This is a genomic window from Mycobacterium sp. IDUB_9, from assembly GCF_055419505.1.
The window spans coordinates 65,767-80,070 of the sequence record NZ_JBVAXU010000011.1 but is presented as its reverse complement, the minus strand read 5'-3'; the positions used below and the strand labels follow the sequence as shown (position 1 = coordinate 80,070).

The 14,304-nt window shown below is 67.0% G+C and carries 13 protein-coding genes; 6 read left to right on the top strand and 7 right to left on the bottom strand.

Features of this window, described 5'->3' with window-relative positions; translation table 11 throughout:
* Positions 1-8: 8 nt before the first annotated feature.
* From ACZY08_RS29495 to ACZY08_RS29480, 4 genes are all read left to right on the top strand, one after another.
* Positions 9-1,208, top strand: coding sequence for a DUF1173 family protein (locus tag ACZY08_RS29495; RefSeq protein ID WP_463748143.1), 1,200 nt, complete (start codon positions 9-11; stop codon positions 1,206-1,208).
* Between the two features lie 84 nt (positions 1,209-1,292).
* Entirely contained in the window at positions 1,293-1,850 is a 558-nt protein-coding gene (locus ACZY08_RS29490; protein WP_463748142.1) for an Imm61 family immunity protein, read from the top strand.
* A 210-nt stretch (positions 1,851-2,060) separates the two neighbouring features.
* Positions 2,061-2,405 (top strand): hypothetical protein, encoded by a 345-nt coding sequence (locus ACZY08_RS29485; protein WP_463748141.1) that lies wholly within the window; start codon positions 2,061-2,063, stop codon positions 2,403-2,405.
* Positions 2,406-3,018: 613 nt separating this feature from the next.
* On the top strand, positions 3,019-3,588 hold the full coding sequence (locus tag ACZY08_RS29480) for a hypothetical protein (RefSeq protein WP_463748140.1): 570 nt from the start codon (positions 3,019-3,021) through the stop codon (positions 3,586-3,588).
* Positions 3,589-3,765: 177 nt separating this feature from the next.
* On the opposite strand, the gene mobF is transcribed toward ACZY08_RS29480, so the two are convergent.
* Entirely contained in the window at positions 3,766-9,555 is a 5,790-nt protein-coding gene (mobF, locus tag ACZY08_RS29475) for a MobF family relaxase (protein WP_463748139.1), read from the bottom strand.
* Positions 9,556-9,797: 242 nt separating this feature from the next.
* On the opposite strand from mobF, the gene ACZY08_RS29470 reads away from it, so the two are divergent.
* Both ACZY08_RS29470 and ACZY08_RS29465 read left to right on the top strand, forming a co-directional pair.
* Positions 9,798-10,259, top strand: a complete 462-nt coding sequence (locus ACZY08_RS29470; RefSeq protein ID WP_463748138.1) for a hypothetical protein — start codon at positions 9,798-9,800, stop codon at positions 10,257-10,259.
* Between the two features lie 124 nt (positions 10,260-10,383).
* Positions 10,384-10,911, top strand: a complete 528-nt coding sequence (locus ACZY08_RS29465; protein WP_236734827.1) for a hypothetical protein — start codon at positions 10,384-10,386, stop codon at positions 10,909-10,911.
* Between the two features lie 195 nt (positions 10,912-11,106).
* Here the strand turns inward: ACZY08_RS29465 and ACZY08_RS29460 are convergent, their stop codons facing one another.
* From ACZY08_RS29460 to ACZY08_RS29435, 6 genes are all read right to left on the bottom strand, one after another.
* Positions 11,107-11,664, bottom strand: a complete 558-nt coding sequence (locus ACZY08_RS29460) for a hypothetical protein (RefSeq protein ID WP_463748137.1) — start codon at positions 11,662-11,664, stop codon at positions 11,107-11,109.
* Between the two features lie 435 nt (positions 11,665-12,099).
* Positions 12,100-12,420 (bottom strand): hypothetical protein, encoded by a 321-nt coding sequence (locus ACZY08_RS29455; RefSeq protein ID WP_064885003.1) that lies wholly within the window; start codon positions 12,418-12,420, stop codon positions 12,100-12,102.
* Between the two features lie 380 nt (positions 12,421-12,800).
* Complete coding sequence (locus tag ACZY08_RS29450; RefSeq protein WP_463748136.1) at positions 12,801-13,049, bottom strand: hypothetical protein; 249 nt, start codon at positions 13,047-13,049, stop codon at positions 12,801-12,803.
* Positions 13,050-13,116: 67 nt separating this feature from the next.
* On the bottom strand, positions 13,117-13,425 hold the full coding sequence (locus tag ACZY08_RS29445; RefSeq protein ID WP_463748135.1) for a hypothetical protein: 309 nt from the start codon (positions 13,423-13,425) through the stop codon (positions 13,117-13,119).
* Positions 13,426-13,469: 44 nt separating this feature from the next.
* A complete protein-coding gene (locus ACZY08_RS29440) occupies positions 13,470-13,727 on the bottom strand; it encodes a hypothetical protein (RefSeq protein ID WP_463748134.1) in 258 nt (85 codons plus the stop codon).
* A 383-nt stretch (positions 13,728-14,110) separates the two neighbouring features.
* On the bottom strand, positions 14,111-14,239 hold the full coding sequence (locus tag ACZY08_RS29435; RefSeq protein ID WP_463748133.1) for a hypothetical protein: 129 nt from the start codon (positions 14,237-14,239) through the stop codon (positions 14,111-14,113).
* Positions 14,240-14,304: the final 65 nt, after the last annotated feature.

Genomic DNA, 14,304 nt, shown 5'->3' with positions numbered 1-14,304 from the left:
TTCTGGCCATGACAGCGCAATCCATGTTCCAGGTTGCCGGCAACCGGATTGACGATGTACACACACCGGCGGCCCAGGAGGCCCTTAGTCGAGCCAAAGCTGCCCAGTTGCGCCCGCTGTGCTTGTGCCAGTCACCAGGGGTAGAGATGTACATCGCGGCCGCCGGACGCGATCTCATCGTCAAGCGGATGCCCGGAACCGCAGTCGCACACGACCATCGGTGTCGATCCTGGCTGCCCCCGGGCGAACTTTCGGGCTACGGGGCAGTCGCCGAGCACTCAATCTTCGACAATCCGGCCGATGGCACAACCGCTTTGCGGTTGGGATTTTCACTGTCGAAGTCCGCAAACCGGGCTGCTCCTGAACCGTCCGGTTCCCCGTCAGACACTGTCCAGACCCACGGAAACAAGTTGTCGCTTCTGGCTGTGCTGCACTACTTGTGGGACGAGGCTGAGCTGACGAGTTGGCATGCGCGTTTCGCCGGGCACCGCTCCTGGGCGGTTGTCTACCGACGTCTGCGGGCGGCCGTGGACGGAAAGCTGGTTCGCAACAATCCACTCACCGCGTCTCTCTTTGTGCCCGAACCGTTCTCAGCCGACCACAAGACCGGCATCGAGCAGCGCCGGATCAAAGCATGGGCTCCAGCTCGACATCAGCCAGGAAAGGCAACGAAATTACTGATCGGGGTGGGCGAGATCAAGGCGATCGAACCGGCCGGCCATGGCTTCAAAATGCAGGTGCGGCACCAGCCCGGCCACCCCTGGTTTCTCAATGAAGACCTATACCGCAAGCTCGCGAAACGGTTCGCCATGGAACTGGAACTGTGGCAGATGGCCGAAGCTGGAGATGTTCGGCTGTTGGCTATCTGCACCTTCTCGGTTTCTCGGGCGGGATACGCGAACGTCGATCAACTGTCGCTGATGACAACGGATCGCAATTGGCTGCCTTTCACGGGCGACGCTGATCGGACTCTGCTCAGCACCGCGATTAGCGAGGAGCGCTCGTTCCGCAAAATGTTGTCGTATAACGGCGGCGCGGCCCCGATGGCGTCCTTGATTTTCACAGACACCGCTCCGGCGATAGCCGCGTTCATCGACCGTCCTGCCGGTGATGTGGACGGGGACGATGCCTCGCTGATCGCCGGACTGCCGGTATGGAACTGGCGTACGGACGAGGATATGCCGGATCTGCCGTCGCCAATGTCCTAACGAAACCGCGGCCCAGCGCGGACGGCAGCTGTCCAGTTGTCCGGGTGACGAAGAACGGCGGTCCGACCGCTACCGTGGGCCACCGTGACCGGCGCGCCAGCTCTCAGCCCTGATTGCTTGGGGTGGGCACGGACGGCCGGCTTCGTTCATCGGACTGACGACGAGGCCGGCATTGTCGAGCTCAGGTCGGAGGTCGGCGCGCCGACTCGATACGTGATCCGGCGGCCGGCTGTGGGTCGTGTGGAGCTCGTCGAAGTCGATGAACTGGGCGATGAGCGCTTGGTGCTGTTCGTGGCTGAGATGAAGGTTCTCGAGCGCTACTTGTTCGGAGTGTTTGGTGACGATATCCGCGCTGAGGTCGACCTTCCGTTTGTGGAACTCCGTTGGGACAGAGACTCATTAGCCGCGGGGTATGAGATCGACGATGCGAGCCCGGGATACCAGATCCTCACGGCTATCGGTCGTGGTCCGGTTGCGGCGGTTCCCCGTTCGGAGGTCGGTCTGCTGGCGTTGGTGCCGCTGTCGCATTTCCTCGGCTGGAGTTTGGCGGCGTTGAAGCGGTCGTTTCTCGATGAGCGTTTCAGGCCGCTGTTGTCGGCGGACGGTAGCTATGCGAAACCGGATCTACGCGAATCCACATAGTTCTGGGCCAGGTAGCGCGCTGCGAGCTGCTTAGCATTGGTCATGCCGAAGTGCACAGCACCAGTGAGAGGTCACAAGAGTGCCGCTGCCAGAGCAGCTTGCCCTGTACATGGCACACAGGCGTGGCGAGTGAACGCGCCGACACCGCCAACAGTCACTTCTCGCGCACGGGGGGACACGGGTCGATCGAGGGGCGGTGCCAACGGCCTCGTGACGGCGGCCGAACGAAGCGCCCGCCAGACAGGAGCTGCGGCCGGGGCGGACTTCATTGCCTGGATCGTCTTGGCAGAGATGGTCCGAGACCACCTCTGGCTTCTGGTCCTCGGAGCGATCGCCATCGGTGTGCCGGTGGCACTGGCGGCGCGGTGGACCTATCAATGTTCGGCGTGGATCAACGACGGCACTGCCCGCTGCCGCCGGCCGCGCGCCGGCTTCTTGGAGCGCTGCCACAGTCACAGTCAGATCGTGATGACGCAGTACGATGCCGCCGCAGCGGCCGCCGTGATCGTCGCGGTGATCAACGCTGTCATCCTCATCGCCGCTCTACAGCGCTAAGGCCCCTAGATACGACAAACCCCCGGGGGGAGCCCGGGGGCGTCGCCACCTCTTGTCGCATGGCCGACTGTCGTACCTTGTCCCGACGCCCGAACCTGGGGCGGCGGCGACTGCCGGCGAGCGTGTCCACCTCGCGGAAGCTAGTGATCAGCAAATCCATTTGGCGAACCAGCGTGTCTTGAACACTACCTCACAATGAGCGCCACAACCTATGACCCTCCGACCATTGATGTCGTTTGCACCCGGTATACCTCTACGTTAGCGACCGGTACTATGTAATTACCTCATTAGTGATGCAATCGCGCATCTCAAAAAAGCGCAGGTGAAAGCAATGACTGGACAGCTCGGCCAATCACGGGCCAACCTGCGCGTGGCGCAAACATTCGCGGGCAACACAGCGCACCACGGCGCTCCCGTGCGCCGGGCGTTCGTCAGGCGGTCGGGCGTCAACCCGAGTCCGCTCGAAGGCCTCATGCGGGCAGCCCGTGGGGGTGCCGGCGGTGGACGCGGCGGCCGCACGCGACTGGCACTGCTACTGAGCCTGTGGTGGGTCAACTCCACACCGCCCTACTCGTCACAGAGGCCGGCGAGTTGGTGGGCCGAACTGATTGGCATGGACGATCCAGTGAAGGGCCCTCGCACCGTCGCGGCCAATCTCCAGGAGCTGGCTCGGCGCGGCTTCATCGACATCACAGCGGGCGAACCGGGGATGGCCAATATCGTGACCTTGCTCGATGAGCTCGACGAGTTTGGCCCCGCCTATGTGCGGCCCGACGGCCAAAGCGGCGGATCGTTCTTCCGTGTGCCGGAACAACTTTGGACTACTGGCGCGATCGGGCGATTGAGCGGCCCAGGACTGGTGATGTACTTGATGGTGCTCTACTATCACCACCGCCCGGACGGCGTTGAGTTCGTCCCGGGCGTCGGTCTACGTCTGCCGGCCGCACCGCCAGTGTGGTTCTCACCCAAAGCGTTCAGCGAGCGGCATGGCTTCTCTGAGGACACCCGGTTGGCGGGAATACAGAACCTCCGTGACGCGGGCATGGTTCAGGTCGAAACCGAACTCGTCGATATCCAGAACCCGTCGGGCTCCGGCCATCGCCGCTTTCGTCGACAGCTGTTGACCCTGGACGCTCCGTATGTGCCACCGCCTCCGGGCAATGCTCCCGCTAACGACGCCTAAGCCGGCCGCGTTTGTGAGTTTGTGAGGGGGGAACCGAGCCGCGCCCGGCGACGTCTAAACGGTCATGGACTTCGAGGAACGGCTCGCTCTGATCAATGATGGTGTGGATCCCGATGACCCTGCGGTGACGACTGCGCTCGACATGGTCCGCTGGGAGCTGCAGCTGCTCAGCACTGACTAGAGGCCCAAGCCGACGTCGGTGCCGCGGCTGCGATCGCGATCGGCGTCGACGGCGCGGGCCCTGTAGTGGGTGATGTCGTGGTAGGTGCGACCCAGCTCGTCGCGGCGAGTGAGCAGGTCGGAGGCCTCCTGCGCCGCTTCACCGGCGGCCGTGGTGCTGGCGAGGTGGTGCTCGACACGGTCGATCGCGGTACGCGCGGGCCGCTCGGCGGGGTCGGCGAGCCGGTGCGACCATGGCAGTTGGTTGTTGAGCATGTCGGTGAGACTTGTTTCGCGCTGGTTGTCGGCGCTGGTGACCAGGAGCAGCTTGGCGTTGGCGTCGCCGGCAGCCTTCGTGAGGGCCCGCAGCTGGCGGGGGTTGAGTTGGTCGGCGTCGTCGACGACGAGCAGGGTGCCGGTGGGCAGTTTCCATTGCCCGTTGTTGAGCCGCTCGATCGCTTGTTCGGGGTTGGCGGTGGTGTCGGCGTAGCGGTGTTGTCCGGCATAGGTTTCGGCATTCTCGCTGGCCGGGATGGCCAGGATGCGGTGCTGGTTGCGTAGTGCGGTCGTGGCCAGGGCGCCGAGGACCGCGTCCTTGTCGGCGTTGGCTCCCAGGTGGAGAGGTTGGACGGTTTGTGCGCTGCCGGCGATGTCGGTGACCGCGGCGGCTGCGGGTTGGTCGAGCAGGTCGAGGTCGGCGTCGCGCGTGGCGTACATGGCGGCGGGGCTGCGGACGCCGGCCTCGGCGAGCATGTCGACTTCGCGGCGCAGTGCGGGAAGGTCAGCGACAAGGTCGTAGTCCACGCCGGGCCGGGTGCCGAATACGCGGGCGGCGGCGAGCTCGGCGCGCATGAGTTGGTTGTCGAGGTCGGTGGCCTCGATGCGAGCTTGCCGCAGCTGTTCGGCGTCGGCCCGCATGGCGGCGCTGCGGCGCTGCTGAATGTCGTGCTCGGTGACCACGCCTGAGGGTCCGCCGGCGATGTTCATCAAGGCCTCCTGAGTGGTGTCGCGCTGGTGGGCGGCGTCGGCGACCGCGGCAGCGACCGCCGGTGTGTGTCGGGCAAGTTCGGCGCGGTGTTCGGTGAGGACCGCGGCGAGGTCGGTTTTGTTGTCGCGTTGGGCGGCGGTGATCTGTTCGTCGATGGTGGCGAGCAGGCGGTGGTGGGTTTCGCTGGTGTGCTCGGAGCGGACCCAGTCGGCGTGAGCGTGGGTGTAGGCGTGGGCATAGGGCCGCTGTTCGTCGCGGCGCCGGACCAGTTCGGCGAGCTCGGCGGCGAGGGCTTGTTCGGCGGGCCCGCCGCCGGTGTGCAGGATGGCGTGCTGCAGCTCGTTGACCCGGTCGCGTGCGCGATCGCGCGCGATGCGCAGCGCAAGGATGTCGGCGGGCCGGGTGGGAGCGGGCCGGTAGGGCAGCAGATCCTCGAAATCCCAGTCGCCTAGGTCGTCTTCGACGTATCCGTAGGCATAGTCGGCGGGATCGGGGGGAGCGTCCTGGTCGGCGTAGGCGGCCTCTTCGGGGGACGGCTCGGCGAGCAGATCGAGCTGGCTGCCGGCAGCGGAGGTTGCCCATTCGGCGGGATGCGGAATGTCGGTGTCGACCGTCGCGGCGTGCATGAGCAGTTCGATGCGGGTGGTGAGCAGACGGGCGTATTCGTCGGGGCGGAGGCCGCCTTCGGTTTCGGCGATCTCGCGCAGATGTTCACTGGCGGCTGCCAGTAGGTCGGCCGGCGGCCAATCGGATGCGGTGACGGCGGCGATGAGCCCAGGCCACGCCGGGTCTGCGATGACGGTTTCGGCGAGCTCGGAGCCGAGCAGATGGTGCAGTTCTGGGGTCCAGTCAGGACGCAGGCGGGGGTTCGAGCGTTCCAGTGTCGGCGGGGCCAGGGTGCCTGACAGTCGCCACCACAGGGCCGCTGCGGGCAGTTCGTCGGGTAGCGGACCGTGGGCGGCCATCGCGGAGGCGAGCATTCCCGCGACGTCGGCACCGGCCCGGGCCGCGTCGTCGATGTGGGCGGCCAGCCGCGGCCAGTAGGGGTCGTTGGGAATGTGCGGGTTGAGCATCGCGGCCATGGTGCGCCAGCGCGAGACGCTGTCTTGGCTGTGCAGGATCGCGGCGTCGACGCGGCTGTGCAGAAGTTTCTGGAAGGCTGCGGAGCGGTTCGCGTGTTGCTCGCGGCCGGTGATTCGCGTGTCGGCGGGATCGACATCGTGGGCGGCGCGGAACACGGCGATTTCGGCCATTAACTGGGGTTGTCCGTTGAGCAGTGACCGCGCCCAGGCCGGCGTGGTGGCCGGGGTCCACTCGCGTACGGTATCGCGGATTTGGTCGGCCAGTTCGGTCACGAGTCGCGCTCGGCCGCCGAGGTATTCGGCCCATTGCGGGTTGTGTTGGACGGCAGTCGGGATGGCCGGCAGCCAGCGCAGCGGTCCGACATTGGCGGCTGCGGAGCCTTCGGGGGTGGGCAGGCGCCAGTCGAGCACCGCGGCGACGTCGGCGGTGTCACCTAGCGGCTTGGCCGCTGCGCGCTGCAGTGCGGCGACGGGGTCGTGTCCGTCGAGGGCGAGCAGGGCTAGGTTGCGCCGCAGGACGGGCCAGGCTTCAGCGTCGGTGATGTCACCGACGATGGCGGTGGCGGCCTGGTCGATGCGGGCCATGGTGGCCGGCCCGGCGAGAACTTCGGCGGCCGCGGTGAGGGCGTCGGCATACATGCTTGCCGCGCCGTGGAGCCGACCGAACGGGTCGAGTTCGGCTTGCGCTGCGGTGGTGGCCGAGACCTGGCGGCCGTCGCGGCGAAGGATCGTCGAGAGGATGTCGACGGCGGTCGGGGGGTGGGTGGCTTTGGGCGCGAGGATGCGGTGCGGGTCAGCTTCGGATGTCGAGAAATAGAAGTGGTTTTCGTCGCGGGCTCGGGTGCCGGCGACGTAGAGCTGCTGGCGGGTCAGGTGATCGGTGGCGACGATATGGCAGGTGCCTTTGATCTTCTGGGTGCCTGCGGTGAGGCCCTGGGCGGCGTTGATGGTGGATGCGTAGCCGAGGGTGGTGTTGGCCGTGACGTAGTCGGCGGGGAGCCGTATCGTCTTGGCCCGCCGGTCGGCGCCCAGGCGCGCGACGGTGATCGATCCGTCGCGGTGCACAGAGCGGATTTCGTAGCGGTGTCCGTTCTTGATCCAGGCGCCGTTGGGCAGTCGCAGCCAGCGGGCGTTCTTGCGGGTGATGATCCAGTCCCCGGCCGATGCGGTCAGCCCGTCGGCCAGCGTGACGGTCCGTGAGGTCTTGGCGTTGGCATTGCGCAACCGGTCGAGTCGGGCGCGTTCGTTGAGTTCGGCGACCAGGTCGTTGGTGGGCGCCAATAGGACACTGCGGTGTCCGGCTTTGATGTCGTCGGCCCACGCTTGGTAGGCCATGTCGGCGGCTGTTTGGTCGGCTCCGACGTGAACGCGGCCGTGGTCGATGTAGTAGGCGATGCCGGCGGGATCGCCGTCGCGGATGGCCAAGCTGGCCGCGCTCTGGGCGGGGTCGCGGAAGCGGACCACCGTGGAGAGCGTGAGGGTTTCGGGGCGGGTGGACAGGTCGGTGATGACGCCGCCGGCTGAGATCGACGCCAGCTGTTGATCGTCGCCGACGAGGCGCACGCTGGCACCTCGTGCGAGCGCGTGGGTGATCATTTCGTCGAGGTCGAAGGTGGAGGCCATACCCGCTTCGTCGACGATCAACAGGGTGTCGGGACCGATGGTGCTGAACCACTTGAGTGCCGGGTCGTTGGCTGCTACGGGGTGATCGGTGGGGGCGGACAGTTGAACGAATTTGGCCATGGTGTCGGTGGTGATGTGGGCGTCTTCGGCCAAGACTTCGGCAGCCGCCGCGGTTGGCGCCAGGCCGATGACGTTGCCGCCGCTGTTGATCCACGCGGCAGCGAGAACGGACATGGCGGTGGTTTTTCCGGTGCCGGCCGGGGCAAGTGCCAGTTGCAGCCGGGCCCCGGACGTGGCCATGCCGCGCACCAATGCTTGCTGGGCTTCGTTGAGCTGCAAGCCGCTTTGGGCGTGCTGTTCGAGCATCGCCAAACCGATGCTGGTGTCGTCTGCGACACGGCCGCCACACTGTTCGGCCGCGGCCAGGATGCGGCGTTCGGCGGCCCGGATGGCCTCGCTGGTGTAGCGGGTCGAATCGTGGCGGGTGTAGACCGAGACGCCATCGCGGCGGCGCAGCACCGCGGGTTCGTTCATCTCGGTGTCGGCGTGGGTGGTGATGGTGATGCTGCAGGCGCCAAGAGCATGGTTGACGATCCGGTTGAGGATCTCGGGATCGCCGTGGCGGTCGGTGCCCCGCAGTACCCGCTGAGCCTCGGCCCGGACATGGTTGATGCCCCATTCGGCCCGGTCGTGTGAGACCCGGTCGATGACTGCTTCGGCTTGTTCGGCAACCCATTCGGAGGTGATGGCGGGCTGGCGGCGGGGCCTTGCGCGGTGAGTGACGTCGGTGATCAGCCGAGCCAGTTTGCGGTGGCTGCCGATGAGTTCGATGGCCTCGGTTCGCCACGTCTGCCGCTGCTCGCCAAGGCTGCGCGGCTCATGTTTGGCCTGCCGAGTGTCGAGGGTGGCCTGCTGCGACAACGCGAGCATCTCCACGGCGCTGGGCTCACGGCCGTGCTCGACCTGGAAGGCCTTCGCCAGGTCTGCGACACGGTGCTCGATCGCGGCGCGGCGGGCTGACCAGCGCTCGATGAGTTCGACCGGGATTCCGTCGATTTCGCGCACCGGCCGTTTGTCGTTCTTGGCGCGGGTTTCGGCGAACTGCACACCGAGTGCGGCCATGAGGTGGGCCTCGAGTCGGGTGTTGTAGAGCTCGGAAGCGGCGACGGCGGCCTTGTGCAGAGGGTCACCGTCGAGGGCCAGCCAGCGGGGAATTCCGTCGGCCCCGATGACCCGCACCTTGTTGCTGATCGCGACGTGGGTGTGCAGGTTGGGATCTCCGGCACGGGAGTCTCGGTGATCGAACGCGGCGGCGATGAATCCGGTGGTGTCGACCTGGGCGATTCCGTTGGCCCCCATGCGGGAAAACGCTGCATGTTCTTCCAGGAACGCGAGGGCGTCGGCGACGGCTTGGTGATGCGCGGCGAGGATGGTTTCCGAGATTTCCCGAGGCGCCACAGCCCACAGCACCGACACCGACTTGACCGGGGTGAACGTGAGGTCGTAACCGGCGACGGCTTGAGTTTGGGCGCGGGATTTGCGGGCGATGAAGCCGGTCAGTTCTCGCTCGTCCGCCGGTGGGCGACCGTACTGCTCGGCGAACATTTCACGGGCGACCGCTGTTTTGATGCGGGCACGTTCGTCGGGTTCGAGGGAGGCTTGACGGTCTCGGCCGAGGGCGGCGTTGAAGTCGGCATAGCCCTCCCGAAGGCGGCGCATCCATTCGTTGTCGGTCTTGTTGACGCGGAACGGCCGGCCCAGTCGAGCGGCGGCGATGGCACCGTTGTGCCCGAGTCCGAATCCGGTGAGCCGCTCGGTGATTCGGTCGGCGTTGGGGTGCATGCCTTCACCGAAGAGGGCCTTCATCTGGTCCTCGATGACCTCGGATCCTTCGGGGACCGACCACAGCTCGGCGACCATCGGATCGGTGGCGTCACGGCCTGCGGGCTCACCGAGGCCAGGCAGGCCGCTGCCCATCCAGCGACCGGGGGTCTCGCCTTTTTCGCTGTAGTAGTCGGCCAGGCTCGATTTGCCGCGGTGGGTGTCGTCGGACGCAGCGACCTGGCGAATCAGGTACATATACCCGTCGCCCGCGCTCAATTTGTGCAAGCCCATCACCGCGTCATCACCCGGGTCTGAGCCAAAGGCCGGCCGGGGAGTTATACGACAGCCGTTACCAATTTGTGACCTGAATGCAAGAGGTGTGATGTGCGGTAGTGGGGTGGAGGTTATTGGGAAGGGCGGCAGGGCTGGTGTGGCTGGGGACGGGACTGAGGCGATAGGAGCGATGGAGGGCGAAGGAAGGAAGTTGAGTTTGGGTGCGGCATAAGGCGTAAGCGGGGGGCATGGTGGGCGGCATGGCGAACAGTCGAGTTTCGAAGGCGGCACGTAAGGCGGCTCGCGAGGCTGCAGCTGCGGCGCAGGAAGAGCAGGCGCGGCGACAGAAAGCGAACGTCGAGGATCTGGCGAGATTCTTTACGGCCAAGCAACGCGTCGACGACGTCGACGACTGGCTGGCCGAAAGGGTCGAGGAGCTGAAGGCGCGTGCGACGCAGCGCCGCGACGAGGAGCGCACCGCGTGCGGTGTCGCGCTGAAGGCGATGCAGGACCGCGGCGAAAGTGTCCGCGAGATCGCCCGCATGGCCGGCGTCGGCGAAAAAATGGTCCGCGAGCTGATCAAGCTGGCGGTCGAGCCGACCGCGGAGCCGACCCCGCCGGCGCAGCAGGACGGCAAGACCGAAGCGGAGCCGGTTGTGGACGCGAGGCCGCAGGCCGACGCGGACGAGACGAGCGGCTTTGAGGTCCGCGCGGCCGGCTGACCGCACATGTCGGTGGTGACCTTCACAATGGTGGGCGCAGATGTCGATGTCGCGAGGCGGGACGCGGTTCGGTACGAACCGGAGTTCGGCCGGCGCGTTAGGGTGACAGGAGACCTTGACCGCCGTGGGGGTTTCGCAACCACTACGCCTGGTGGTGAATCCGAAGATTCACGCCGACGAATTGGAGCGGTTCGAAGCCGAGATCGTGCGCGGCCCGGGCCCGGAAGACTGCGCGATCTGGACGGGCGCGATCGGTGGCGATGGCTACCCGAGATTCTGGGTGCGACGTGACGGCGGCGACCGGATCATGCTGCGAGGCAACCGCTACGCCTTGGCCGCAGCGCGGCCAGGCGTGCCACTGGAACCATGGGAACGAGCGCTGCACGGCTGCGACAACCCGGTCTGCGTGCGCGTGAGCACGCACGGTGAGGTCGGTCTACTGCATCTGGTGACCGGTTCGCAGCGAGACAACATGGAGATGATGGGCCGGTCGGGGCGAGGCGGGGGCAGAACGACAGTTCGCCGCGGCGAGCACGGCGTGGCCGACCGGCGAGCGCGCGCGGTAGCGCTGCGCGAAGCGGTACGGCACGGCTGGGACGCAGAAGCGGTCGCGGCCGCGCTGCTGGGATCACCCGAACCGACGCTGTGGTGAGACCGCGGGCGCGCGGCGCAGGCGACACGCCGGCCGAAGGCCTGGCGGAGCCGCGGCGAGTCGCCCGCCACCGGCCGACCATCGAACGATGGGCCACGGCCGTCCGCCGAGTGTGAGGGTCGCGTGGGCGCGGCGCGTGATGGTTCCGGGCCCGACCCGAGTTGCGAGCCGGGCCCGGAACGTTGAGCGGAATCGTCAAGCAACACTTGCCGCCTGGGTCTCGACGGTGACGGCGTGCCGTGTGGCGGCGTCGATGTCGACGTTGGCGAGTAGGACGTGCAGCCCGCGTGCGGGCGTCCAGGAGCTCAGCGACCAGTGCGCGTTGTGAGGGTCGCGGCCGGCGACCCAGTCGTGGTTGAGGAAGTACTCGGCGGTCCCCGCGGCGGTGAACCCGATGCGGTTGCGCGGCACCGTCTCGGGCTGGGCAGGGTTGGCAGTGCTGCGCTGCCACCAGTGCGCGGGTGGCGTGATGGCCCGTTTCCAGAGCAGTCCGGCGCTGCGGAACTGCGCGATGTGGGAGTCGATGACGCCGCCGTCGATCGGGGTGGAGGCGACGGCGGATGCGAGCACGTGAGTGGCGTCGTCTCGGGCGACGACGAGGACGTCGTGCTGGCCGTCGCGCAGGCGATGGCGGGCGGTGGTGATGAGGCCGGCCTGGGGGCTGGCGATGCGGTGGGTTCCGAAGACTCGGAGTTCGACGTTGTCGATGGCGAGTGCTTGGAGTTGGGCGGCGAGCCGGTAGGTGTGCGACATGGTTTTTCTCCGTTCGTGTCGGGAGTGGTTGCGCCCGTTGGCGTGTGGATCAGGGGGACCGGCAGGGTGGCGCGGTCAATCCCCGAAGAGCGCGCGATGGTGGGAGCCGGGGTTTCGGCCCGCGAGCGGCAGCGAGCTTTGATAGGGCCGAAACGGTCACTCGGCCGGCGGACACCAGTGCGCGTGTGGGTTGACCGTGACGGGTCCCGGCCGGTCAGACTGAGCCACGCTGACAGGCAAATAAAGGTGAGCGGGCACCCAACCCCGATGGCCACCGCAGGTGGCCACAGCGGCCGCACCTAGTGCGCCGCCACCACCACACCGGAAGACGAAAATGGCCGGGCCGACCCCGGTTCTGGTGGGGTCGGCCGTGGTTGAGGGCAGGGCGAGCTGCCCCGCCGGCTGTGGGAGCTGGCGGGGCCTGCTCACGAGCGGCTAGTCGATCGTGTAGCCGGCGCCCTCAAGTGCCGCGGTGGCGGTGAGGATGCCGCGTCCTCCGCCGACGTCGTCGGCGTCGTAGAGCAGGCCTTCGCCTTCCAGTCCGAAGATGAGGGTTTCGGGACCGAAGTCGGTTTGTTGTCCGCTGCGGTCGGTGCTGGATACGACCACGGTGGTGTATCCGCGTAGCGCGGGGGTGAGCAGGTACAGGTCGGCCTGGCCGAAAAAGTCGACGACCGTGCCGTCTGACTTGCGGTGCACGAGGTTGCGGGCAGCGCCCAGGTGGCGGGCACGGCCGGTGGCGGCGTTGATGGACATGGTCTCCCCTTTCGGTTGTGCGCTGCTGGTCAGCGCTGGGGGTGCGGTCAATCGGTCGGGTGGCGATGTCAACCCCGAAGAGCCCGGGGTGGTGGGAGCCGGGGTTTCGGCCCGCGAGCGGCAGCGAGCTTGATAGGGCCGAAACGGTCACTTGGCCGGCGGACACCAGTCCGGGCGTGGGTTGACCTCGACGGGCCCCGCCCGATTACGCTTGGCACCCCTGCTGACGGCTAAAAAGGTGAGTGGGCTGCCAACCCGAAAGCCCGCCGTAGGTGGGCTATCTGGCGGTCGCACCTCGTGCGCCGCCACCACCCCAACCGCCGGATCAAAAAGAAAGCCCGACCAAGCCCCACGGGGGAGAACCTGGCCGGGCTCGATGACTAGATATTTTCGCGGATGGGGTGTGCGATCGCGTAGGCGGCGCGGACGTTGCGCAGGCTGTCGTTGATGAAGCTGGCGACGTCGGCACCTTGAGGTCCTTCGAGGTAGGCGCTGTCGTTGATGGTCTTGTGGGTGAGCACTGTGATGGATCGAGCGGCTCGGTAGAGCGCGGTGAGCGCGGTGTCGAGGGCTTCGTCGAGGGCCATCTGGTGTGTCGTGATGGCGAGCTGGCGTTCGGTGGGGGACATGGGTTTTCTCCGTTCGGTGTGGTGGGCCCGCGCCGGGCTGGGGTCGGCGCGGGCCCTGGGTTGTTGGCTAGTCGAGGCCGGCGGTGTGGATGCGCTGGCGGATGAGGTCGAGGTCGATGGTGTTGTTGCTGCGCCGTGCCCAGTGCTGCCAGCCGTCGAGGGCTGCCGCGATGTCGTCATAGGAGACGTCGGCGCGGCTGATGGGCAGGGTGTCGCCGTGGTCGGCCCGGGCGGCGGCGGCGATGACGGCGATGAGTTGACCGGTGATGGCACCGGAGGCCAGGGGCTGGTTCTCGTGGCGGAACCGCAGCTGGCGCGGGCGGTCGTAGTCGCGGGGGTCGGTGAAGTTCCATGCGAGGGCGAAGTCGATGTCCATTGGTGTTGCCTTTCTTGAGGTTTGTGTTGGGCGAGTTGGGGTGTTCAGAGCGGGTGGACGGTGAAGATGACGCCGTGCCCGGGGATGGGTGCGCTGCTGGCGGTGATGCGGTACCAGCCGCCGAAGTGCGGGTGATGCTGGGGAATGAGTGCGGCGAGGTCGGTGTGGTCGACGCAGAACCGTTCGTGCTCGGCGGTGTCGGCGATGATGTCGGCGTCGTGGTGGCAGTGCAGGACACCGCAGGTGTGGCCGCCGGTGACGTGCCAGGTCTGGGTGTCGGTTTCGACGATGGTTTTGGACATGGTTTTTCTCCGTTCGTGTCGGGAGTGGTTGCGCCGGTTGGCGTGTGGATCAGGGGGACCGGCAGGGTGGCGCGGTCAATCCCCGAAGAGCGCGCGATGGTGGGAGCCGGGGTTTCGGCCCGCGAGCGGCAGCGAGCTTTGATAGGGCCGAAACGGTCACTCGGCCGGCGGACACCAGTGCGCGTGTGGGTTGACCGTGACGGGTCCCGGCCGGTCAGACTGAGCCACGCTGACAGGCAAATAAAGGTGAGCGGGCACCCAACCCCGACGGCCACCGCAGGTGGCCACAGCGGCCGCACCTAGTGCGCCGCCACCACCCACACACCGGAAGACAAAGAAAGCCCGGCTAACCCCGAGCGGGGCCGGCCAGGCCAGGTGAACTGTTAGGGCTGGGGCGTGAGCTTGTTCATCTCGGCTCGGATGTCGTCTTCGGTGAGGTTGACCCAGACCAGTTCCCCGCGCTCGTCGAAGGCGTACTTCGGGGGGAGCTCCTCAACAATTTCGCGGGTCACAAGGAGTTCACCGATCGAAGTGAGGCAGCGGCCACATCCGGCGGTATTCGGCGCCAGTGAGTCCG